A 26,068-nucleotide genomic window follows, 5' to 3' on the forward strand; every position below is an offset into this window, starting at 1 on the left:
TGCACAGCTGCCTGATCGGTTATTAAAATCACAAACACATATGAAAACATATTTTAAAGTTTTAGGATTGGCTGGCTTACTGGCATTCAGCATACCAGCAATGGCCCAGTTAAGTTCAAAAACAGAAGTAGCTACTCCCGAACTTGCTGCACAGCGTGAAGAACTTAAAAAACAGGTTACTCAAGGTTATTTAGACATCAAAAATAGCCTGGTAAAATCAGATAGTGCAGGTGCAAGCAAAGCGGCACTAGCATTTACCACCTCGCTGAAGAAATTCAAATTTAAAAAGCTTACGTTAGACCAAATGAATGAAGCCACTGCTACCCGTGCAGAACTGATTGCCCTGGCAGATGAGATCGCTAAAACCCAAAAAATCAATCAGCAGCGAAAAGCATTAGGTAAGCTATCTGCTAAATTTTGGCCTATTGCGGCAAAGTTTAAGCCAGAGAATATGCCTTTGTTCCAACAGGTATGTCCTATGACAGGTGAAACCTGGTTAAGCGATGTAAAGGAAATTCAAAATCCTTACTATCCCAAAAATATGCTTACCTGTGGTGAAGTGAAAGCCAGTTTATAAGTAATTAACCTTAGCGCTTCCATTAATCTTATTAAAATCAACACACACAACTGAGGCCATGAAATATCTTTTTCTTTGTGTAGCCCTGCTATGCAACGTAACCCTTTTTGCTCAAAAACCTGCCGCTACACCTGTCAAAACTGATTCTGTAAAGAAGCCTGTCGCTGTACAACCTTACAGCAAAGTAATCCCTGCATCTGCTAAGAAGCAGCAAGGATTATTTACAGTAGTAAACACGGATAACAAGTGGTATTTTGAAATTCCTGATTCACTTTTTAACCGCTACCTTTTAGCCGTAACCCGTTACGTAGGCACTCCACATGGCGATTCAAAAGCAGGGGAGGAAGCAAATGAACAAACCATTTACTTTGAGAAAGCTGCCAATAACAAGGTATTTCTTCGCGCCGTAGTTTACCGTAACGATAGTGAAGATAGTACTCAGGCCATTTACAAGGCTATACAAGCCTCTAACATCAATCCCATAGCCGCCGCTTTTGATGTTAAAGCCTACAATGAAACAAACAAACGGACCGTAATCGAGGTAACCGATCTTTTCAAAAAAGATAACCCGGTAATGGCTATTGGATCTAAAGATAAAGGGATTGCGAAATTAGGAAGCCTGGCCGATGACCGTACTTTCATTAATCGCATTTCCGCTTATCCGATCAATGTGGAAGTAAGAACCACCAAAACCTATAACAGTTCTTCACCTTCTATGTATGCTGCTCAAATGGCCGGGGTGGCCACCTATGAAATTAACGTATCGATGGTTTTACTCCCTAAAACACCCATGAAAAAAAGGCTGTTTGATGAGCGTGTGGGTTACTTTGCCAACCGTTATACCCTTTTCAATGAAGATAGTCAGCGCACCCGTACACAGGATTATATTCAGCGATATCGCCTGGAGCCAAAAGAAGAAGATGTAGAAAATTATAAAAAAGGGATATTAGTAGAACCTAAAAAACCCATCATATATTATATCGATCCGGCAACACCCAAAAAATGGAGACCATATTTAATTGCGGGTGTAAACGACTGGCAAAAAGCCTTTGAAAAGGCAGGTTTTAAAAATGCCATTATTGGAAAAGAATGGCCAGAGCAAGATACAACGATGAGCCTTGAAGATGCCCGTTTTTCGGTGATCCGTTATATGGCTTCTGAGACGCCGAATGCCTATGGACCCAGGATTACCGACCCGCGAAGCGGAGAGATTATCGAAAGTCATGTAGCCTGGTTTCACAATGTGATGAAGCTTTTGCACAATTGGTACATGATTCAGGCGGGTCCGGTTGATCCCAGGGCAAGAAAAATGCAATATGATGATGAATTAATGGGCGAATTGATCCGCTTTGTATCCTCGCACGAAATAGGGCATACCATAGGTTTAAGACACAACATGGGCGCGAGTAGTCAAACGCCGGTAGAAAAGCTTCGCGATAAAAAGTGGGTGGAGGCCAATGGCCACACTGTTTCCATTATGGATTATGCCCGTTTCAATTATGTTGCCCAACCCGAAGATAATATTGGTAAAGCCGGAATTTACCCCCGCATTGGCGCTTATGATAAATGGGCCATACAATGGGGCTATGCTGTTTTACCAGGTGATAAAACGGCAGAACAAGAACAGCAGTTGCTGAATAAACTAATCATTGATAGCCTAAATCGTAATCCTAAATTGTGGTTCGGTGGGGAAGGAAAGAATGAAGATCCAAGAAGCCAGACAGAAGATTTAAGTGATAATCAGGTTAAGGCAAGTGAATACGGGCTTAAAAACTTAAAAAGGGTAATTGCACAATTACCAGAGTGGACCAAAGAAAATGGTGATCTTTATGCTAATCTGGAAGAAATGCATAAAGCTGCGGTAGCCCAGTACAAAAAATATTTAGGTCATGTGATGAAGAATATTTCTGGTCGTTATGTAACGGTTAAAAGTGCAGATCAAGCCGGGGCAGTTTATACCGAAGTATCTGCAGAACGAAAAAAAGAAACCATCCGTTATGTAGGAAGAAATGTGTTTGATGCGCCGTTATGGCTTTATCCAAAAAATATTACCGACAAATTAGGTAGTAAAGGGCTGGATGATCTATTAGAGCAGCAAAACGGGCTGATGAATGTGATGATTAACCCAACAACACTATTTAACTTCAATAACGCAGCTTTACAATCTGCAACACCTTATACTCCTGCAGCTTATTTAAACGATATTAAAAAAGAAGTTTGGAAACCTTTTGGTAAAAATGAAGTAGCAAATAGTTTACGAAGAAGCTTGCAACGTTCATATGTAGAGAAATTGCAGTTCATCATTAATCCAAAGCAGGTAAAAGATGGTTGGATTAGATCGAATGCTCAACGAGATGATACACGCTTAACAGTTATCGCTCATGCAAAGAAATTGCGCGCAGAAATTCCGGCAATGATCCAGCAGAACCCGGGTAATGCAGCTCATTTTCAGGATATCAAACATGAATTAGATAAAATTCTTCACGAAATGAATAAGCTGTAATTACGCTTTAATAATTAAGGAGCCTTCTATTCCAATTATGGGGTAGGAGGCTTTTTTGTGTCAGGCAGTTCGTGTCAGGTATGGTTGTTTTGTTGTTTAACTGTTTAATCGCAGCCATCCCGTGGTCCGTGGGTATTTATAAATTATAACATTAGTATCAGGAATCGGGTATCAGGGATTAAGACAGGACAATTGTAGGATAGGCACACGGGCTAAATACTAACGACTAAATACTGAAAAAGAAGTTTTTGCAGGATTTGACTTCGGTCTCCGGTCTTTCCGACTTCCGGACTAAGACTAGGGTCTGTGGTCCCGGGGGCATTCATAAATTATAACATTAGTATCCAGAATCGGGTATCAGGTATTAAGACAGGACGGCTGTAGGATAGACACCTGGGCTAAATACTAACGACTAAATACTAAGTACTGAAAAAGAAGTTTTTGCAGGATTTGATTTCGGTCTCCGGTCTTTCCGACTTCCGGACTAAGACCACGGTCTGTGGTTCAGGAAACATCCAGCAGTTAACCTTTAATGTACGCTATGTTTGCGCAAACGTTTGACGGTAAACAAACAAATTTATAGCCAGTAATAAAACGATAAACATAGTTGTAAAAAAGTGGTATGAGGGCGGTTTTTTGAAGTCTAAGGTGTGCTCCCCAAAATACCATTTTTGCATTGAAGGCTTAGGAAGACTCAATATTAATTCTGTGTTGATTTGAATAGTAACTATGCCGTTAAATATCCATGTGTTAAGTGGGTAGAGTATGATAATAGGTTGAGTAACAATAAAATTAATCAATCGTTTGCGTGGAGTTAATCGAGGCTTGAACATGCTAATATCCGTATACTTGAAAATCGAACTACTAAACTTTAAAATAAAACACACTAATGGAACGTAGAAAATTTATTAAAAACGGAGCATTAACAGCGGCAGGACTAACCATCTTGCCTACGGGAAGTTTATTCGCATCATCAGACAGTGCCAAAGTAAGATTGGGCTATATCGGTGTTGGTGCACGTGGAATGAGCCATATTTCTGAAGGCGCATTAAGAGATGATGTAGAAATTGTAGCCATCTGCGATACACAAGAACGTTCATTGAAAGTTTGCCGTTCATTCCTTTCTAAAAAAGGCAGACCGGCACCAACAGAATATACAGGCGGAGTTGACGCCTATAAAAAACTATTAGAAAGAAAAGATATCGATGCTGTAATTATCTCCACACCATGGCAGTTTCACCGTGATCAGGCCGTAGATGCCATGCTTGCGGGAAAATATGTTGGATGTGAAGTAATTGCCGGCCTTACACTTGATGATCACTGGGATATTGTAAAAACCTCGGAGAAAACGGGTATGCCATATTCTACTTTAGAAAACGTTTGCTATCGCAGAGATGTAATGGCGGCATTAAATATGGTAAGACAAGGTTTATTCGGAGAGTTGGTTCACTTTGAAGGCGGATATCAGCACGATCTGAGAAACGTACTTTTTAATGATGGCAAGAGTTATTATGGGGGAGGGGTAGAGTTTGGTCCTAACGCATTAAGTGAAGCACAGTGGAGAACCCAGTTTAATATCGATGTAGATGGTGATTTATATCCTACACATGGTGCCGGACCAATCATGCAGTTTGCCAATATCAATAGAGGAAACCGCTTTACCAGTCTGGTTTCTTTCAGTTCAAAAGCAAGGGGCCTTGCCGCTTACGTAGAAGATATGTCTCCAGGTCATCCAAATGCCAAAATCAACTATAAAAATGGCGATGTAACCACCACTTTAATCAACTGTGCAAATGGTGAAACCGTTTTGTTAAGCCATGATACACACTTGCCTCGCCCATATTCTATTGGTTTCCGTGTTCAGGGAACTAACGGAATATGGATGGATGTGAATAAATCAGTTTACATTGAGAAAAAATCAGCGAAACATGATGCTTGGGATCCGGCAAAAGAGTGGTTCGAAAAATATGATCACCCACTTTGGAAAAAATATGAAAAAGAAGCTGTAGGCGCTGGTCATGGCGGTATGGATTGGTTTGTTTTCAACGGATTTATTGAGGCTGTTAAGCAGAAAAAACAACCACCTATTGATGTTTATGATTCGGTAACCATGAGTGTGATTACACCACTTTCTACCAAATCATTAAAAGAAGGCAACATGCCACAAAAATTCCCTGATTTTACAAAAGGAAAATGGAAAGAGAGAAAGAATACTTTCGCTCTTGACGATAGCGGTTTTTAGTCTCGGATGCGGGTGACGCTCTTTTTTGCCGAGCCCGCTCTTTATCTAACTATCTAAATTTAACAGGTATTCAGGTTAAATAGAATCTGAATTTATCTTATTTAAAAATTATTACCACATTATATGTTTCAAAAGGTCTTAGATGTTTATGGGCTTGATTCCAAAGAATTTAATGTTGAACCATTTGGCTCTGGGCTGATCAATCATACTTGGAAAGTTTCGAATTCCGAGCAAGCCTATGTGTTACAAAGCATCAATATTAATGTCTTTAAATCCCCCGGCGATATCGCCCATAATTTACTCTTGTTAAAGAGGCATTTGGATCTTACAGCACCTAAGTATTTATTTGTAGCACCGATCGATACCCTAAACGGGGATCAGTTGGTAGAGTTGAACGGCGATTTTTACAGGCTCTTTCCTTTTGTAAAAGGCTCTCATTCTTTAGATGCGGTTACCAAAAGTGAAGAAGCATACCATGCAGCAAAGCAGTTTGGTAAGTTTACGCGCATGTTGGATGCCTTTGATGTGAAAAAGCTGAAGCCTACCATTAGCGATTTTCACAATCTCCCGTTAAGGGTAACACAATTTAAGGAGGCATTAAAAACCGCTGCCGATGACCGCATTAAACGTGCAGCATGGGCCATTGAAGAAATCATCAGGCATTTAGAAATTGCTAACGATTATCAACAATTAACCGAAGAAGGTAACCTGACTACGCGTGTAATTCATCACGATACCAAGATCAGCAACGTATTGTTGAGCGAAGATACTGGCTTTGGTTTGTGCGTGATTGATTTGGATACGGTTATGCCGGGATATTTCATTAGTGATGTAGGTGATATGATGCGTACATACCTTTCAGAAGCTAACGAAGAAGAGCAGGATCTGGAGCAGATTAAAGTCCGTGTAGAGATTTTCTCGGCCATATACAAAGGCTATATGGAAGAAATGCACCGCATATTGTCAGCTGTTGAGAATAAACTATTTGTTTACAGTGGAAAGTTTATGATTTATATGCAGGCAGTCAGATTTCTTACCGATTTCTTAAATGGAGATGTTTACTATAAAACCACCTATCCGGAGCAGAATTTAAAAAGAGCATTGAATCAAATTGATCTTTTAAATAAATACATCGCAGCAGCGCCTGAATTTAATGAAGCTATAAGCGCAATTGACCTTAAAAAAGGAATCGAAATTAAAACGGTATAACGTTAAATATAAATTAGCCCAGGGTTTTTATATTCGGAATAAGATTTAAAAAAGCCTGGGCATTTGCTTTATATTCCTTTTTATCCAGCTTGTAGTAAAAAGCACCCTTTTTAGATCCAAGTTTATCCTTCTCATTTAATTTGATCAACAATTTAGTAGAAGTTATCTTTCTGCTGAAATTACGTGTATCAATCTTGGTGTCGTTTACTTCTTCAAACAAAATGTGTAATTGTGGAATAGTAAATTTTTTTGGCAGCATCTCAAATAAAATAGGATGTAAGGCTGCTTTATAACGTAATTTTCTCCTCGCATCAGCTACCATCTGGTCATGATCAAAAATTAATTTTGGCCGCTCATTAATCAAAAACCATTCTGCTTCGTAATCATCGTTAAGTTGCTCCTCATACTTGTGAATGTCAATCAAAGCAAAATAACCTACTGATAATGTCCGCTCTATCGGATCTCTCTTAGGCTCACCATAAATCTGCATTTGCTCCAGATAAACACCTTCAAGACCTGTCATTTTTTTGAGTACCCTGTTGGCTGCATCATCCGGACTTTCTTCCGATCCAACAAAACCGCCCATTAAACTCCACTTATTTATTTCGGGCTCCAGCCCTCGTTTAACGAGTAAAATTTTAAGATGTTCCCCATCAAAGCCAAAAACAATGCAATCTACGGCAACTAAATAATGGGGCTGACTGGAGTATTCGATCATGACTGGGGAATTTTGCATGAAGATGTTAAAAATTAGTGAAAATAAAAATTATTATTAAATGTCTATTTGACAATTAATAATTAATTTATACATTGTGCCCAGATTGCAACCATTCTTTCTGCTGCTTTCTCACCAACAAAATTGAACTATGCAACAAGCTTTTGATCTTGATTCTAATCCACACACCAGATTAAACATCCTTACAGGAGAAAGCGTATTGGTTTCCCCTCATCGTACTAAAAGGCCCTGGCAAGGCAAAGTTGAAGAAACAGCGCCTGATAATCGGCCGGAATATGACCCGAAATGTTATTTATGTCCCGGAAATCAAAGAGCAGATGGAGAAACTAATCCTGCTTATGAAACAAGTTTCGTATTTAATAATGACTTTGCTGCTTTATTAACCGATACTCCTGCAGGAAAATACAATGAAGCAGATTTGTTGGTGGCAGAAAATCAAAAGGGCATTTGCAGGGTAATTAGCTTTAGTCCGAAACATAACCTTACCCTTCCTCAAATGAGTACAACCGAAATTGAGGCAGTTGTAGATGTTTGGCAGGCTGAATTTAATGCCCTGGCTCAAAACGAATGGATTAAGTATATTCAGATTTTTGAGAACAAAGGCGATATCATGGGCTGTAGCAATCCACACCCTCACGGACAAATTTGGGCCACAAGTGATATTCCTTTAGAAATAGCGAAAGAAACTGAACGCCAGAAAAGCTATTTTGCAGTGCATCGCGAAAGTTTACTTTCAGCCTATTTACGTCTTGAATTAAAGAAAAAGGAGCGCATTCTTTTTGAGAACGATCATTTTGTAGTGCTGGTGCCTTTTTGGGCAGTTTGGCCATATGAAACCATGATTGTGAGCAAACGCCACATCACCAGCATTAAGTTTTTTACTGCTGCAGAAAAGAAATCGTTGGCAGATGCCATCCAAAGGTTAACAATTAAATATGATAATCTTTTCGAAACCTCGTTTCCATATTCGGCAGGTATGCACCAGGCACCGGTAAATGGGGGCGATCACCCGGAATGGCATTGGCATATGCATTTTTACCCGCCATTGCTGCGCTCGGCAACGGTAAAGAAATTTATGGTTGGATACGAAATGTTGGCTAATCCACAACGTGATATTACGCCCGAGTTTGCAGCAAAAAAAATGCGTGAATTACCAACGGTACATTATAAAAATAAAGCCTAGCAGATGTTAGATCTCAATCTCGAAAACACGCATACAATGGATATCGAAAGGTTAAAGTCCATATTCAAAGATTTGTATCAGGATGAGCCATTATTGGTTAAATCTCCCGGTAGAATTAATATCATTGGTGAACATACCGATTATAATGAAGGGTTTGTATTGCCCGCAGCAATAAATAAGGCAATTTATGTAGCCATTTCCAAAAGAGCTGATAATGAAATTCATTTATTTTCTGAGAGCTATCAGCAATCGCATGTAGCTTCGGTTAATGAAATTCAAAAAACAGATAAGGGTTGGGCAAACTATATTCTGGGCGTAGCCAGTGAAATTCAGAAACGTGGTTACACTTTCGGAGGGTTTAACATCTATATTGATGGCAATGTACCGTTGGGTGCAGGTTTATCCTCTTCGGCAGCACTTGAATGCGCAGCAGGATTTGCCATCGATCAGCTTTTCAGCCTCAATATTCCGAAAATGGACATTGCCCTGATTGCCCAAAAGGCAGAGCATAATTTTGCCGGAGTAAATTGTGGCATCATGGATCAGTTTGCTTCTGTTTTTGGGAAAAAGAACAGTGCCGTAATGCTCGATTGCAGATCAATGGCATACGAGTATATCCCTTTAGCATTAGAAGGTTATAAATTGGTGTTGCTCAATACCAATGTGAAGCATTCGTTATCGGATTCTGCTTATAACACCAGAAGGTCGCAGTGTGAACAAGCAGTGGCCTGGGTAAAAGCGCATCATCCTGCAGTGAACAGCCTTCGCGATACCAGTGTTGCTATGCTTGATGAATTTGTAAAGCCATTAGACGCTGAGGTTTATTCAAAATCGCGTTACGTAGTAGAAGAGATTGAAAGGTTAACCACTGCGGCAAATGAGCTAAAAAGCGGTAATTTGAAGGCCTTAGGTACGCTCATGTTTCAAACGCATGATGGTTTGAGCAAAGCGTATGAAGTGAGCTGTGAAGAACTTGATTTTTTAGTAGATTCGGTGAAAAATTTTGAAGGCGTATTAGGCGCGCGGATGATGGGTGGTGGTTTTGGTGGATGTACCATAAACATTGTTAAAAACGAGGTGATAGATGAGCTTATAGCCAGAATAAGTGAAGCCTATCAGGAAAAGTTCGGATTGAAATTAGATGCCTACGTTGTAGAAACAGCAGATGGAACATCTCAAATTGTATAATTAAAATTTTATATATTACTAACCAAATTATCACTTAATGAAGCACAACTTATTAGAAACGAAGGATTACATAGTTTTTATGATCTACTTCGTTATTGTAGCGGCTTACGGCCTTTACATCTACAACAAGAAAAAATCGGCCTCAACAGGATCAAAAGACTATTTCCTTGCCGAAGGTTCGCTTACCTGGTGGGCCATAGGAGCCTCGCTCATTGCCTCCAATATTTCTGCAGAGCAGTTTATTGGTATGAGTGGTTCCGGATTTAAAATGGGGCTTGCCATTGCCACCTACGAATGGATGGGTGGACTTACCCTCGTTATTGTAGCCGTTTTCTTTATTCCAGTTTACTTAAAGAATAAAATCGCTACCATGCCGCAGTTTCTTCACCAAAGGTATAACGGTACGGTAGCCATGATCATGGCCGTTTTCTGGCTTTTACTTTATGTAGTGGTAAATTTAACCTCGATTCTTTACCTGGGCGCCTTGGCTGTGAGCAGTATATCGGGCTTTAGCTTAGAGCTTTGCATGTATGCCATTGCAGCATTTGCCATCATCATTACCCTCGGCGGAATGAAGGTAATTGGTTATACAGACGTTATCCAGGTATTCTTCCTGATTTTGGGCGGTTTAGCTACAACCTATCTGGCACTAAACCTGGTATCTGAACATTATGGTACTACAGGTGTATTAAATGGCTACGGCCTGATGACCAGTAAGGCATCCGAACATTTCCATATGATCTTTAAACCAGATAACGAGAACTACATCGACTTACCGGGATTAAGTGTGTTAATTGGAGGTATGTGGATTGTTAACCTGAACTATTGGGGCTGTAACCAGTACATTACCCAACGTGCACTTGGAGCAGATTTGAACACCGCAAGAGGGGGGATTCTTTTTGCTGCTTTCTTAAAGCTATTGATGCCGATCATTGTAGTACTTCCAGGTATAGCGGCTTATGTATTATATAAGGATGGTGCTTTTCAGGCAGAAATGCTTCAGGATGGGTCGGTAAATCCTGATAGAGCTTATCCGGTATTATTGAACCTTTTGCCTGCAGGTTTAAAAGGATTGTCATTCGCGGCCTTAACTGCAGCCGTTGTGGCTTCATTAGCCGGTAAAGCCAACAGTATTGCAACCATTTTCACTTTAGATATCTATAAAAAAGTATTGAAACCAGATGCTTCAGAGAAAAATCTTGTGGCTACAGGTAAAATTGCGGTGGTTGTAGCAATGATATTAGGTGTGGTAATTGCACCCTTCCTGGGCATCGATAAAAAGGGTGGATTTCAGTATATCCAGGAATATACGGGCTTTGTATCCCCGGGTATTTTTGCCATGTTTATTTTAGGGTTCTTCTGGAAACGTACCACTTCCAATGCGGCTTTATTTGCAACCATTGGCGGATTTGGTTTATCATTACTATTGAAGGCACTTCCGAATATGACCGACTTGTCATTCTTGTCAGGGATTGGTTTCTCCGTAAAGAATTCAGCAGGTATATATGAAATTCCTTTCTTAGATCGTATGGGTATCGTATTCGTATTCTGTATCCTCGGAATGGTAATTATCAGTTTGTTTGAAAACAAAAATGGTGTGAATCCTAAAGGATTGGACATCGATGCCAAGATGTTTAAAACCACCACCAGCTTTGCAGTGGGGGCATTAATCATTGTCGGATTGCTTGTTGCGCTTTACAGCGTTTATTGGTAGCATTATTTTAACCCAAAATAATTAAGAGATTCCCTTCTATTCATTTAGAAGGGATTTCTTTTTTATATAGTATCGCTAACCAAAGGCATTGTGGCGGTATTTTCGTTTACCACCGGGGGCCCACAGCAGACCGGCACCAACTAACTAACTCAAACAGGCTTAATTTCTTACTAGTCGTATCTGGTGCAACTAAAACCTCTGTTAACCAGTTAAAACACAACTACTGGCTGGGCAATAATTTCCATACGTGCTGTGTTTGCTTAATACCTGGATTTTATATTTCTGCATGCAGCAGGCTGCAATCCACTTTTAGTTGTTGTTGTATTGATGTTTTATAACTCCTGCGGCTGAAGGCAGGGTTATCTATAATATCCTGCTTTTTACTAAAACGTTTAACGTGTTTAGCTTTTTCGCAACAAAATTTCATCAGATTTATTGTTTTGCAACAGGTAAAATACTTAAATAGAGCCTGTTGATAACCCCGGTTATTCAATTAAAACCCAATGAAATTGAAATTTTGATGATTAAAAACGATTGTTATTTGTCAATTTGACATTTATTGATTAGCTAAATTGAAATTTTCATAAAAGTGTCATATTTTGTTAAAACGATTTAGTATTATATTATATTTGATTTAACCAAATAACTAATTATGAGACTAACCTACTACTATTACGACCCGAACTCCTGTCTTTTTAAATTAAGGGACATCTAGCTTTTTCCAGAGAAAAATTTCAATTCAATTTTTTTACCAATTAAAGATCCATTAATTATGCGATACTTATGGCTGTGCTTTGTATTTTTTGTCGCCATTCAGTTAAACGTTTTAGCTGCCCCAGCCTCATTAAAAAAGCTTAACACAACAACATTTAATCATTCCTACTTACAGGATACGACAAAGCGAAAGGCTTTAGGTGAAGAGGATTCGTTGAGACAAGATAGTTTAAGCCGGATCAAAATTAAAACGATCTACAATAAGCTTTCGGCCAATACTGAAAAGGAAACAGAAAACTTATCCATGTTTCCGGCAGTTTCCCTGCAACAATACCTGAAAGGGAATTATGCAGGCTTGTACATCCAGGAGCCTTCCGGCGAACCTGGATCGATGCAAAACATGTTCATTAGGGGTACAGCAATGCCCTTGTTGAATAAGAAGGACCTCTATGCAGCACAGCCACTCGTGGTGCTGGATGGTATTCCCCTTATCATGGAGCATCCATTTGCGTATGATATTCAGCAGTATGATTTTAATCGCATTGGCCCGGCTACCAATTTATTAGCGGGTATTGATATGAATAATATCGCATCTGTAGAAGTACTTAAAGATTTGGCCGGAACGGTTGCCTATGGTCCGCGAGGAGTAAATGGCGTAATTGTATTGACTTCTAAATCGCCAGGTAATGTAAGAAGGATTTCATTCAACTCTTACATCGGGATGGTTCAGAAGCCAACAGTAAATACCATTAATGGTAAGTATGAAAATGAATTCAGACAACGCTTTTATGATATTTACACAACTAACGGCAGATATTCTGATGATGAAGAATATCCGGTTTATTTAAGTGATTCACTTAATAATGTATATAGCGGAAAATCGAACTGGACCGATTTATACTATAGAAATGCATTAATATATGGTATTAACCTGGGCTTATCAGGCGGAACAGATCGTGCAAATTTTAGATTTTCTTTAGGAAATACCAAGAGTGAAGGTGTTGCAGACCAAACTGGCCTTGATCGGTACAGTGCCATGTTCAACATCAACATGAGGCCTGTAAAATGGTTGTTGTTTTCTGCAATGATCAATGCCAACCGAATTAACCGCGACAGGAACAGATCTCTCCGCGATCGTTTTGCTCAGTTAAATTACTTCCCTGACTTAAGTGCGCCATTGGCGCCAAATAAAGACTATTACGCAAGCTATTTGAGTGAATACGACAAAGGTTTCGACGATAACAAAACAAATGCAATCCAGGGGTATGCCAAGCTGGTGGGTACGTTTGGTAAATTGAAACTGAGCTCGGCTTTCAACGTAGACTACAATGAAGGGTACCGTGATATTTTTTATGCAAAGGGCTTGCTTCAGGGCAATAGCTATGCTTCTAACTTCTATGGTTTTAACCAAAGATTGATGATGGATAACAAAGCGAGCTACAATTATAAATTAAATGAAGATCACGATTTCAATTTCACGCTCGGCCAATCGATGATTTGGGATATTTATAAGTATAATAATGCCTACGCTTATAAAGGTGCCAATGATTACATTAAGATCAACCTTTTGGATTCTGATCCGATCAGAGATGGCCAGCTAAATCCTGATTACCTAACGCCAAAAGCTTTTCCAAGGGAATTGACCTATCGTTTCTTAGATAAAACAGAAGATAACCTGCTAACTTTCTCTGGTAAGGTAGATTATGCTTTCCAGAATAAATATTTTCTGTCTGCCACACTTCGTTTAGATGGCTCTTCAAATGCGCAGCCAACCAGCAGGTGGTTTTATTCTCCGGTGCTTTCGGCAGCATGGAACATTAAGAACGAATTCTTAAAGGATAACAAAAGTATTGACGATGTTATTTTAAGGGCCAGTGTAGGCAGAATGGGGCGTACGCATGTGTATGATAACTATGCACAGGGACCTCAATACACTGCTTCTGTTGGTTATACCGGAAACTTAACCGTTCCGGGATATAATGCCTTTGGTGTATTAACCAGATCATATGCTTTTGGTTGGGTAGGTTACGGTGTTCCATGGGCTTATACCGATCAGGTAAATGTTGGCGCAGATGTATCTATGTTAAAAAACCGACTTCGTTTATCGTTGGATGTTTACAGTAAAACAGATAAAAATCAACTGATTGCTCTTCCTTCTTACGCAGAATATGGTTATAAACAAGCTATAGAGAGTGGTTTATCTGTAAATAACACTGGTGTTGATTTAACCGTTAGCGCCCTGGTGATCAATAAAAATAAATTCTCATGGAATTCTGCTTTAAATTTTAACCATAACCAAAATCAATTAAAAGCACTTCCCCGTGGCTTAGATCAGATTGTAATTGGCAATAGATTGTTAAAAGTAGGTGAGGCTGTGGATCAATATTGGTTATTAGAAAATGAAGGTATTTACACTGCTGATGCACAAATTCCGGTAGTTAATGGTCAGCCGTTGAAATACAATGGAACGGTATTGAAAGCCGGGGATCCAAGATGGAAAGACCAAAATGGCGATAATGTTATTGATGAGAAAGATAAAGTGCTGAAAGGAAACATGATGCCAGGACTTTCAGGTGGTTTTGATAATGCTTTCAAATATGGTAACTGGAGTTTAAACACAAATTTATACTTCAACTTGGGCAGAAAACTCATTAACCAGGAAATGGCTAATCGCTTCGACTTTGTAAACAGAGAAGGAAACTCGGAAGTGAACTCCGTTAAAGAAATCACTTTTTGGGAAAAAAGAGGCGATTACAGCAAATATCCACTGTACAACCCATGGAGTACAGTTATTCCTTATCGTGTAGATCAGGACTTATTCCTCGAAAATGCCTCTTTCCTAAAATTGAGGTCTGTAGCAGTTGGTTACGAACTGGGTAATCTGCTTAAGCGAAAAAATATCAAAATCAACAAGTTCTTTGTGTATGGATCCGTAAACAATGTATTTACCATTACACCTTACACCGGACAGGATCCTGAATTGGTGGGCTATGATGGCTTAGATACAGGCTACGGTCAACCCATCCCCAGAACTTACACTTTAGGCGTAAAAATGGAACTGTAATATGAAAGCGAGTAATCAAAATAGATCAACGAAGATGAAAAAGATATTATACGTATTTCTATGCTCACTGGTAGTTTTAACGGGTTGTAACAAGGCCCTTGAAACAGACTCGACAAGAGTAGTTGGTGAGAAAAACATGTGGAACACGGTAGAAGATGCCAGAGCCGGGATTTTAGGTGTATATGCTTTAACACGTGCGGCATTATCTGATAATAACGGACACTGGGTTTACGGCGACGTTCGTGCCGCTGAATTTACAAGTCCGAAAAGACAAGATTTAAAAGCTGTAATCAGCAATAACCTGAACGCATCTTATCCGGTTGTAGAATCATTAAGCGATTGGACCAGATTTTATGCGATTGTAAATGGTGCAAATGTGTTTTTAGAGAATATTGCCCGGGTTAAGGCTAATGATAAGCGTTATACCGATAACACCATGACGGTTGATATTGCACAGGCCAGATTTTTACGCGCTTTTGCTTATTTCTACATGGTTAGGTTGTGGGGCGATGTACCATTTATCACTTCTTCCAATGAAGGGGTGTTTGAGAACAGACCAAGGGAAAACCAGGCTAAAATCCTGGCTTGGGTAGAACAGGAAATGCTTAAAGCAGCCACAGATTTACCATTTGTGTACAGCGGTGGCGATGTACAGCAACCAACCGATTATTACAATGAAACCTCTGGAAGGTGGGGCGGTGCCCTGGCCACCAAAAATACAGCATATGCGGTTCTGGCGCATGTTGCGGCCTGGACTGCCAACTACACCAGTGTAGCCACTTATACCAAGTTTGTAATGGATAATTATAGCAAAAGTGGGATAGGGTACACCTCTACAAATGATTTGACTAATTCTAACGGATTTTTCTTCAATAAAAATACCCGTCAGATGCTTGGCTTTAATTCTGACTGGGGGCATATTGACGGCTCTTCAACCGGCCATATCGAAGAACTGACATTAGCAGAGCCGGTTACCACCAAAACAGTTCCGGATATCTATTTACCGAAAGACTCGATCCTTAAATATTTTAATCTACCCAATGATGATCGTTTCACCATTGACACTTTAGGGCAGGCTGTTTCTGAACGTTACTTCACCAATTTTAATGGTAAATATCCCATTTTCAGCAAAATCAAAGTCATTCAAGGCGGAGGAACAGATCCCAATTTCAGATACTTTACCAGTGCGTTAATTTTTACCCGCCTGGAAGATGTGGTGCTTTTAAGAGCTGAGGCACTCGCTGTTTTGGGTGATATACTCGGAGCAGCTGAGGCGCTAGCACAGGTAGGCGCCAGACGTGTAAGATCAGGAACGACCTATACTATAAATGCAGGCAACGATTTGGTGAAGCTCATATTTGAAGAACGCCATCGTGAGCTTATGGGCGAAGGCCAACGTTGGTTTGACCTGATCAGGTACAATAAGATTAAACAGAACGATCCCAAATTCATGAACCTGATTAATTCAGGAGGAATTTACTGGCCAATATCACGAAAGTTAATCTCTCAAAATAACCTTTTAACTCAAAACCCTTACTGGCGCTAAACCATATACAGATATGAAAAAGTCATTAAAATATATCAGCGCAGCGGCAATGTTAATGTTGCTTACACTGGGCTACACCGCTTGTAAAAAGAACGGGGGCTATTATGATGCTGCCGATGAAAATACTGCATTTACAGGCAATACCTACGAATATTTGAAAAGTAAACCCGGGGTTTACGACTCCTTATTGGTGGCGATTGATAGAATGGGGCTGAAAAACACGCTTACAGATAGTAATGTAACACTGTTTGCCGTTTCCAACCCAAGTTTTCAATTGGCGTTAACCAATTTGAATACTTTACGCAAAAGGGCAGATAAGGATCCATTGTTCTTAGCTAACATCGATGGGGTACAATTGGATACTATGGTGTCCTATTATATCATTAGGGGCAGAAGACCATCAGATTCATTGGTATTACAAGATGGCTTAGATCTTAAAAGTGTTCGTTTCGGATATCCTATGCATGCAAAACTGAACAGAAGATCGGCTTCTGGCCAGGTGGCTGCCGGTCCGGAAGTTATTGAATTTGCCAATACCAAAAGGAGCAAATTCATCAGAAACTGGGCCATGAGTACTACAGCCTCTAATAACATCAAAACAAAAAATGGTTTGGTACACGTAATCAGCCCTGATCACATTTTCGGCTTTGACGAGTTTGTTACCCGCTTAACTTTTGTACCACCACCACCAAACTTAATGAGCTTAATAGGCGGAACATTAACGGTGCATCATGATAATAATGGAGGAGCTAACAGTGGTGAAGGATCTAAGAAAGTAATTGATGGCGACGACCACACCAAGTTCCTGGCAGATTTAAATGGTCGTTTATGGATGCAGTTCGAACTGAAAACACCAGAAGTATCATCCGTTTATACGCTTACATCTGCAAATGATTCTCCTGAACGTGACCCAAGAGCATGGACTTATGAGGGATCAAATGACGGATCTAACTGGGTAGAACTTCACCGGGTATCTAACTTCTTTTTTGAAGAAAGATATCAGCCAAAAGTTTTCAGATGTGATAATAAGGTAGCTTATAAATACTACCGCGTTGATATAACCGAACTCAGAAGTGGCGGAGTATTCCAACTTGCAGAGTGGACCATTAATAAAACGAAATAGATTATGGAATACAGAAAATATAAAAGCAATAATCTAATGAGATTACTGGCTAAAAAAGAACTCCTTTTTGCCATGGTCGGCGTTTTGACCTTGGGCAGCTGCAAAAAAATATTTGATTTACCGGCTGAGAAAGATTACCTCAGTAACAATGTTAACTACAGCAACAAAATTTTCGAACCAATTATTGGTAGAAATAACGTAATGGGTCAGTTTAATGCTGATAACTCTACATCACCAATGACTTTTGAAATTACAAATGCCCGGTTTGGTGACGGAAGGCCGGTAACAGATATCTTTAAAAAGGTACCTACCTATGTTTGGGTAGCGCCTTATACCGGACTGGAAACCAGTCTGGCAGAAATTGAAGCCAAACGTAAAATCGAAGAACATGCTTTATTTGAAGTTCGTTCTTCAGGACAATTCATTCTTTGGGCTTCCTCCACTAACGAACTGATTACACCACGTCCTACCGATAGTACGAACTTTTCTCAGGATACCCGGTATTTCGATATGAAAATTAAAAATACAGGGGGTGAACGCTTAATAAAGGATTTGCAAATCAGACCATGGAGGGAGCGCCCGTACGAACCTTCCAATGATATGAATCTATACACCGGACTTCCTGCGCCTGATCCGAAATTTCCATTGGATAAAAACCTCAGAGATTACATCCGTCCTTATCTCAGCAATGTTGTGGGCATAAATACGAATGTTAACCTGGTAAGTAATGATGATAAAAAGGATGTAGTTGTATACATCAGACCATTTACGGGTGGAAACGGACATTCTTTAAGAATAGTGGCATTAGATAAAGATAATAAGCCAATTAATCCGGCTTTATTCAATGAAACCCGTTGGGAGAAGATGATTCATGGTTTTAATATGCAAAAAACCACCACCTATGTGCAGTATGACGTGGCTTATCCGATTCCATTGGTAGAAATACCAACCTCATATGCAACAGGAGGATCGAGAGCAAAAGCAGAGTTAAGTTATTCACGCTTAGGTTTTGGGGGTAACAGGGTTACAGCATACGCCGGAATTGATTTCGCAATCTACAAAACAGGCGATTGGGAAATTGTATTTCACTTCAGAAACGATAATCCAAAGTTCATTAACGAATAAGAAGTTTAAAGCTAATCATTATGAAAAAATATATACGTTTTTACGCATGGCTGGTGATGTGCTTGGTTTGGAGCACGCAAGCTTATTCGCAGGATAAAAACATCATTATAAACGGTACAGTAATCGATAAAGAAACAAGGAGCGGTGTACCTGGTGTATCAATTATTTTAGAATCAACCAATAAAGGCCTTACACAAACCAACGGAAAAGGTCAGTTTTCGGTGAGTGCTCCGGTAGGGGGAACATTAATCTTTAAATTCCTTGGATACAATACCCAAAGGGTTAAAGTTACCGGGCAAACCAATATCACGGTAACCATTAGTGAAGACAGGAAAGAGCTTGAGCAGGTAATTATTGTAGCCTATCAAAAAAGAAGTAAGGAAACCACCACCGGATCTTCAGCTTTAATTGTGGGTAAAGATGTACAGGATGTTCCTACACCTAACATTGAAACCCTCTTGCAGGGAAAAGTACCGGGATTAAATATTCAGAACAATACAGGAGCGCCAGGTTTTAGGGGTTCTGTACAAGTTCGTGGTCTCTCTACATTAAGTATTTCAGGTAGTGGAAACGAATCATTTCTTCAGCCTACCTCGCCATTGTACATCATAGATGGTGTGCCACTTGATGCAGATAAGGCAGCTGAATTTGGTTTTCAGAGCCAGGGGCCAGGTATTAGCCCGCTTTCCTTAATCCCTCAGGAAGATATAGAAAGTATCCAAATCCTTAAAGATGCACAGGCAACTTCCATGTATGGTTCAAGAGGAGCTTATGGGGTAATCATTATTACCACCAAACGTGGAAATTCAAAGGTGCCCAGAATCAAATATGTAACCAATTTCTTCGCCAAAACGCCTCCAAAACTTCGCGAAACATTGGGTGGAAACGCAGAGAGACAGTTGAAGATTCAACAGATTATTCTCAATGCACAAAATATAGATGATATCAGAAGAGTCGGTGAAACATCGTTTTTATCTGATAGTTTAAATGCCTACTGGAATAATTCTACAGACTGGCAGGACGTATTTTATCAAACTACCTACAACCAAAGTCATAACCTTGCCATGGATGGTGGTGATCAGAAATTTAATTACAAAGCCAACCTGGGGTATTACTCAGAAAAGGGCGTAATTAAAAATACCGGATACGATCGCTATAACCTCAATATGAATATGGAGTTTAAACCAACAGATAAATTCAGGTTTTTTGGTTCCATATTCGGTTCAGTAGGTAAGCAGAATAAGGGAAATGGTGTAGGATTACTGCAATCGGGAGTTGCAGCCAATGGACAAGCCTCTACCTTGCTTCCTCCACCATCATTTTATCAGGCCTCCGGAGGCGTTCTCTCTGCTTTGCAAACGTATAACGATAACAACTCGAGAAATTTGAGGGCCAATATTGAGGGTCGATATGAATTTATTCCCGGTTTGGCAGCATCTTCTACCCTGAGTTATGATTATACTTCCGATACAGAATCTACTTTTACGCCAGCAGCAGCCAATGGTCAGTTTGCCAGATTGAATGATTACGTAGGCAGAACCTTCCAGCTTTATAACCGTAATGGAATTACTTACGCTAAAACCTTTGGCGAAAAACATAACCTTTTTGTAAATACCTTTAATGAGATTTACAAACAAGGTGCCCAGGCAGGTGTAACCTCTCAACAACGTATACCAAACGATCAGTTACAAGGCCCGGTTGGATACGATGCTTATTATTCAAGAGGGGGAGGGGTGTTAAGCAATTACAGAAATGCAACCATTGCTTCCTTCGCAGGGTCGGTATCTTACGATTTTGATAAAAAGTATGTAGCTGAGTTCTCTTACCGCTTAGATGGTACTTCATCAAGCGGATTAGAAAATCCATATTCTAAAAATCCATCAGTGGGTTTAAGGTGGAATTTCAACAAAGAAAACTGGCTGGTAGATAAGAAATGGTTAGACTACGGAAGTTTAAGGTTAACCTGGGGACAAAACATTGTGCCTACAGGAAACTTACAAAGTATTTACGGTATTTATAACCTGAACGGCAACTTTAACAACAGCCCAACCATTGGTATCAATTATGATATGATTCCAAATCCGGCACTGAAACCTACAACCACTACACAGTATAATTTTGGATTTGACCTGGGTTTCTTCAATAAATTATCTATTGCCTTCGATACATATTTTAAAAAGGTAGATAACTTATTGTTTGATAGATTTTTAGCTAATACGACCGGTTTCAATAAACTGGCCAGTAATGATCTGGGAATTGCCAACTATGGTACCGAGTTAATGATCTCTTATAAGGTTATTAATAACAAAGATTTTGGTTTGGATTTCTCCGTGAATGGTGCAATTAACCGCGATATTTTACTTAAGCTTCCTGCAGAATACAACGGGCAGTATATCCGTTTTGATGGTTCATCCTACCTGCAGCACAATGTATTTAGGGTTGGCAGGAATACTTTATCCAACTATTTGAGAATTAACCAGGGTGTTTACCAAACCGATGCAGATGTTCCTGTAGATCCGGTTACAGGTAAACGCTACCAGTCTAACGGTGTGTTTTTCCTGGGTGGAGATCCAATCATGAAAGATGTTAACGGTGATTATATTTTAGATGGCCGGGATTATGAAGTGACAGGTAACTCGCAGCCATTAGTTACTGGCGGACTTTCAACCAATATCCGGTACAAGAGCTGGGGACTTAATATTTATGCAACTTATACTGCAGACAGAACCATCCTGAATAATGCTTTGGCAGATCGGATTGCCATTATGAGAAATCCTTATGCCCTGTCGGCCGTTGTGCCATTAAATGATCTAAACATATGGACCAAACCAGGAGATGTAGCCAAATATCCATATCCGTATGATTACAAACGTTTTGACCAGATTCAACCCTTACGTGCAGATCAGACGCTCTGGGCAGAAAGCGGTAGTTACCTGAAAATCAATAATGTTACCCTTTCCTATATGTTTCCTAAAAAATTAATTAGAAAAATAGGTTTGAACAACCTGAGAATCTATGCTTCAACCGATAACTTAATCACCTTTTCACCGTACAGCGGTCCGAATCCTGAAAATGTTACCGCTCTTGGTCGCGATATCTCAACGGGTTATCCATTACCACGAACCTACAATATTGGGTTGAACTTAGAACTTATAACAGGCAATTAAGAAATAGGATTATGAAAAAAGTTATTCTTTATACCATATTAATAGCAGCAACTTTCTGCTTGCCTGCTTGTAAAAAGTTTTTAGATATACAGCCTTTAGATAAATTAACTGGAAATAACTTCTTCCAATCTAAAGATGATGTTGTAGCTAATATTTATGATTTATCCAGGATTGTATTCGGAAAGTTCAATGAAACCCATTTTATCGGGGCTACCGGAGAATATCGTTCAGGAGAAGTGATGTATGAAAGCCAGTCAGATAATGCGCCATCACGGCAGTTTGTTGAGTTTTTAGGTAAAAATGACCTCATTACGCTCTTGAACGGAAATGTGCCATGGGCTACCAATATCAATTATAATTTTTGGAGAATTACCGATTGGACAGGTTATTACAGGGCCATTCAAGGCGCCAATATTTTAATTGCCAAACTAGACGAAGGAGTACCTGGAGTTTCTGAAAACGAGAAAAACCAATATAAAGCCGAAGCGGTATTTATCCGCAACCTGAGCTACCTGATTATGGTTAGGCTTTATGGTGATGTGGTTTACTATACCGATGCTTTTCATTCTACAGCACTTCCCCGGGAAAACTTTGTATCCGTTTTGAATAAGTGCATCGAGGACTTAAAAGTGCACAAGAATTTCCTGCCCTGGACATACTCAGACCCGGCCCTAAAGGGTGTAAGGGCCAGCAGGGGGAGTATTATTGCCCTGATGATGGAAATGAACATGTGGAATGCAGGTTTCGATCAGGCAAATGCCAGAAAATACTATACGCAAACTGCAGAATTAGGTAAAGAGCTGATCGCCAGTAATGCTTATCGTTTACTTCCAATCAAAGAATGGGCAACAGTTATCAAAGGCAGGTCTGATGAGAGTTTATTCGAGTTTTACAGAAGTGTAAACTATGGTGATGTGAACACCAATCTGGCTCCTGTTGCTGATATGTTTCTTCATTATCCTTATAAAAGACCCGAGTATACGCACCGCGTTAGCTTTGCTTACTACCGTGGAGAATACATGCAGAAACTGTTTCAGGATGGAAGTGATAAACGCATTACTGCCTGGTTTAATGAAGATATTTTTACCGACAACGGAAAGTTTATGATGTTAAAGTTTGCGCAAAATTCCTTTGCTACTGGTGAGGAGGATGCGAACCCCGATAACACGTTTATGATTTTCAGATATGGAGGAACCATTCTGTTAGCCGCTGAGGCATTGGCTGATTTGGGTGAAGATGCAGAATCCATTAAACTTTTAAACATGGTGCGGGATCGGGCCGAAGCTTCAAAATACTCTGGAGGTGGAGGTACCGAGTTGAAAGATTTCATCTTCTATGAGCGATCAAGAGAATTGATCGGAGAAGGACATCATTACTTCGACCTGGTAAGAACGAAAAGAATTTTAAGCAATCAGTGGTCTTACAATGTACTTACCTCTGATAAATTTAACAGAGGAGCATGGACTTGGCCAATTGCCTCGAGTGCATTGAATAATAATCCTTATATGAGATTAAACGATTATTGGACTAACGGAGGTAACTAATATTTAGGAGAAAATAATATGAAAAATCTAATAATCATAGTTTCTGCAGCATGTTTATTATTCATCAGCGCCTGCAAACGTGATGAATATTATATAGATGGCGGTAAAGCGGTTGCAGAATATCCGGGTAATATGCTCAAATATTTAAAGGATAAAACTGTTCCATTCGATACCATCGCCCAAATTGTCAAATTGGCAAATATGGAGCAAGAATTTAGCAATGAAGATTTCACCTTCTTTGCCCCGGATGATGATGTAATTAAAAGAACCATTGGAACCATCAGAACCGATGGGTTAAACCGCGCACTTTATAATGCAGGGCGCGACACCGTTAAAACATTAGATCAGATTGATCCATTGATATGGAAAAAGTATCTGCAGCGCTATATGTTTAAAGGGGTAAACAAACTAAAGGATTATCCTCAGATAGACTTTAGTGTTAAATCCGTTTATCCGGGCGGGCTTTATTATGCCTACAGCAATAATGCACTGAATATTGGTGTAGTCTTTAATGATGCTAATGGTATCAAATATATCGGTTACAGGCAATTGGTGATATCCTATATTCCGGATATCTCTAAACCCAACGATAATTGGTTTAGCACCCTGGTAGCCTCTTCCGATATAAAACCAACCAACGGAGTAGTACACGCATTGAGATTTAATTCAGCCTATTTCGGCTTTGATAAAAATGAGTTTTTTAACGAGGTGTACAACACCGGATTAAAAAATCCAAGCAATTAAAACCTAATAGAATGTTTCAAGCTAAGAAATAAAGAAATGAAGAAATTTAAATTCATAATAGCCATAATGTTCCTATTTGCAATAGCCATTCAGGGTTGTAAAAAGGAAGAGGAACTGTTTGAAGATCCCTATGCGGATGCAAAGCAATCTCTGGGCATAAAGATCAGCGAAACTGAACTACCTACACCATCTTCTGGTATAGCAGGTACCGAAGTTACTTTCAAAATAACAGGTGTTCTGCCTTATAGAGATAAATTAAGCTTTATGTTTAACGGAGAAAAGGGAGAAGTTACAGAGGTAACCGCTACCACCATTAAAGTAAAAGTGCCTGACGCCGGAAGTACAGGGGTTACTTCAATAGCCATTGGTGATCAATTAATTATTGGTCCGCAATTTATTGTTACAGGCTTAATTAAAACCGATATCACCTGGAAAGCCACTGCCGGAGCAAATGGTTTCGTAAGTCAGTTTTACGAGATGGTAGATGGCAGGGCGCTGGTAATTGGTCAGTTTAACAATTTTGATAATAAAGGTATTATTACCCCGATTAACAGAATTGCACGAACTTCAATCGATGGCGAGTACGATCGTACTTTCAGAACAGGAAGAGGTGCAAATGGGGCACTTTCCAAAGTAATCGAAATTGGCGGGCGCTTCATTATTGCCGGAGGATTTAGTGGCTATAATCAGCGTACCGAGAATATCAGCAACATCACGAGTTTATTCACCAATGGCGCTATCGATACCGTAAAAATCAAAACCGCAAGAAAACCTTCCCTCACAGATACAGTAACCATCAAGGCTTTTCCGAAGTTTAATGGTGGAACCAACGACTTTATCGGCAGGCTATATGCACATCAGGGCAAAATTTTAGCAACCGGTAATTTCAGGTATTATGTAAAACGTACTTATGACAAGCCAAACTATGATTTCACCCGCGATACTGTAATCCTTGATAGTACCGAAATCAGGCAGATCGTAAGAATGAACCTGGATGGATCGCTGGATAAAACTTATCGTTTTAACACAGCCACTAATAAGGGCAATATCGGAGCAAACGGACAGGTAGACACATACATGCACACCGATGCCGATAAACTGGAGAAGCTGGTTGTGTTTGGCAATTTCAACACTTTTGATGGGCAGGCAGCAGGGCGGATTATCAGGCTAAATGCAGATGGAACTATCGATCCAACATTTAACACAGGAAGTGGTGCCGACAATCAAATTTTTTCACTGATATACAATGCCACTACAAAGAAATACATGATGACAGGTTCTTTTACCAAGTACAATGGCAAAACAGCAATAGGCATTGCTATGCTAAACGAAGATGGAACCCTTGATGAATCATTTACAGCTAAAGCGCTTGATGGTGGATATGCCAGCTTTGCCAAACAACTCAATAGTGGATTGATCGTATTGAGTGGTGGTTTCAAAAAATATAACAATGTTACCCGGAATGGCTTCATGATACTAAACAGTAAGGGCGATTTGGCTGCGGGATACAATACTACCGGACCTTTTCAGGGTGGTTTAGCCGATGCAATTGAAACCAAATCTGCGGATGGGAAAAAAGCCCTCTTACTGATTGGTACTATAAATCGCTTTGACAATCAGCCGGCAAACAACATTATGCGTGTTACCATCGAATAATATTAGCCTTTATCAATTATAAATTAACATGAG

The 26,068-nt window shown here is 39.7% G+C and carries 16 protein-coding genes; 15 read left to right on the forward strand and 1 reads right to left on the reverse strand.

Translation table 11 applies throughout. The features are described 5' to 3' along the window. Nucleotides 1-40: 40 nt before the first annotated feature. From ACQY77_RS15440 to ACQY77_RS15455, 4 genes are all read left to right on the forward strand, one after another. Nucleotides 41-577 carry a DUF3347 domain-containing protein gene (locus ACQY77_RS15440; RefSeq protein ID WP_421941264.1) on the forward strand — a complete coding sequence of 179 codons (537 nt, stop codon included), beginning with the start codon at nt 41-43 and terminating at the stop codon, nt 575-577. A gap of 58 nt (nt 578-635) precedes the next feature. Continuing rightward, on the forward strand, nt 636-3,080 hold the full coding sequence (locus ACQY77_RS15445) for a zinc-dependent metalloprotease (RefSeq protein ID WP_421941263.1): 2,445 nt from the start codon (nt 636-638) through the stop codon (nt 3,078-3,080). A gap of 889 nt (nt 3,081-3,969) precedes the next feature. Beyond that, nucleotides 3,970-5,322 carry a Gfo/Idh/MocA family protein gene (locus ACQY77_RS15450; protein ID WP_421941262.1) on the forward strand — a complete coding sequence of 451 codons (1,353 nt, stop codon included), beginning with the start codon at nt 3,970-3,972 and terminating at the stop codon, nt 5,320-5,322. Between the two features lie 123 nt (nt 5,323-5,445). Continuing rightward, a complete protein-coding gene (locus ACQY77_RS15455; RefSeq protein WP_421941261.1) occupies nt 5,446-6,531 on the forward strand; it encodes a phosphotransferase enzyme family protein in 1,086 nt (361 codons plus the stop codon). Between the two features lie 13 nt (nt 6,532-6,544). Here the strand turns inward: ACQY77_RS15455 and ACQY77_RS15460 are convergent, their stop codons facing one another. Then, complete coding sequence (locus ACQY77_RS15460; RefSeq protein WP_421941260.1) at nt 6,545-7,249, reverse strand: NUDIX hydrolase; 705 nt, start codon at nt 7,247-7,249, stop codon at nt 6,545-6,547. A gap of 148 nt (nt 7,250-7,397) precedes the next feature. Between ACQY77_RS15460 and ACQY77_RS15465 the strand changes: the two genes are divergently transcribed. The 11 genes from ACQY77_RS15465 (at nt 7,398) to ACQY77_RS15515 (ending at nt 26,035) form a co-directional block, all read left to right on the forward strand. Then, nucleotides 7,398-8,450 carry a UDP-glucose--hexose-1-phosphate uridylyltransferase gene (locus ACQY77_RS15465; RefSeq protein WP_421941259.1) on the forward strand — a complete coding sequence of 351 codons (1,053 nt, stop codon included), beginning with the start codon at nt 7,398-7,400 and terminating at the stop codon, nt 8,448-8,450. A gap of 3 nt (nt 8,451-8,453) precedes the next feature. Then, entirely contained in the window at nt 8,454-9,638 is a 1,185-nt protein-coding gene (locus ACQY77_RS15470; protein ID WP_421941258.1) for a galactokinase, read from the forward strand. A 37-nt stretch (nt 9,639-9,675) separates the two neighbouring features. Then, nucleotides 9,676-11,352, forward strand: coding sequence for a sodium/sugar symporter (locus ACQY77_RS15475; RefSeq protein WP_421941257.1), 1,677 nt, complete (start codon nt 9,676-9,678; stop codon nt 11,350-11,352). 772 nt (nt 11,353-12,124) lie between these two features. Continuing rightward, nucleotides 12,125-15,130: a SusC/RagA family TonB-linked outer membrane protein gene (locus ACQY77_RS15480; RefSeq protein WP_421941256.1), complete on the forward strand. Its 3,006-nt coding sequence runs from the start codon at nt 12,125-12,127 to the stop codon at nt 15,128-15,130. Between the two features lie 34 nt (nt 15,131-15,164). After that, nucleotides 15,165-16,676, forward strand: coding sequence for a RagB/SusD family nutrient uptake outer membrane protein (locus ACQY77_RS15485; protein ID WP_421941255.1), 1,512 nt, complete (start codon nt 15,165-15,167; stop codon nt 16,674-16,676). Nucleotides 16,677-16,689: 13 nt separating this feature from the next. Next, the gene (locus tag ACQY77_RS15490) at nt 16,690-17,799 is read left to right on the forward strand and encodes a discoidin domain-containing protein (RefSeq protein WP_421941254.1); all 1,110 of its coding nucleotides are present in this window, start codon (nt 16,690-16,692) and stop codon (nt 17,797-17,799) included. A 3-nt stretch (nt 17,800-17,802) separates the two neighbouring features. Continuing rightward, nucleotides 17,803-18,924 (forward strand): DUF5007 domain-containing protein, encoded by a 1,122-nt coding sequence (locus ACQY77_RS15495; protein ID WP_421941253.1) that lies wholly within the window; start codon nt 17,803-17,805, stop codon nt 18,922-18,924. Between the two features lie 20 nt (nt 18,925-18,944). Next, a complete protein-coding gene (locus ACQY77_RS15500; protein ID WP_421941252.1) occupies nt 18,945-22,091 on the forward strand; it encodes a SusC/RagA family TonB-linked outer membrane protein in 3,147 nt (1,048 codons plus the stop codon). An 11-nt stretch (nt 22,092-22,102) separates the two neighbouring features. After that, nucleotides 22,103-23,635, forward strand: coding sequence for a RagB/SusD family nutrient uptake outer membrane protein (locus tag ACQY77_RS15505; protein WP_421941251.1), 1,533 nt, complete (start codon nt 22,103-22,105; stop codon nt 23,633-23,635). A gap of 18 nt (nt 23,636-23,653) precedes the next feature. Further along, nucleotides 23,654-24,379 carry a hypothetical protein gene (locus ACQY77_RS15510; protein WP_421941250.1) on the forward strand — a complete coding sequence of 242 codons (726 nt, stop codon included), beginning with the start codon at nt 23,654-23,656 and terminating at the stop codon, nt 24,377-24,379. A 36-nt stretch (nt 24,380-24,415) separates the two neighbouring features. Then, a complete protein-coding gene (locus ACQY77_RS15515) occupies nt 24,416-26,035 on the forward strand; it encodes a DUF5008 domain-containing protein (protein ID WP_421941249.1) in 1,620 nt (539 codons plus the stop codon). The last annotated feature ends 33 nt before the right edge of the window (nt 26,036-26,068 follow it).

Origin of the sequence: Pedobacter sp., from assembly GCF_965279535.1 — a bacterium.
Lineage (GTDB): Bacteria > Bacteroidota > Bacteroidia > Sphingobacteriales > Sphingobacteriaceae > Pedobacter.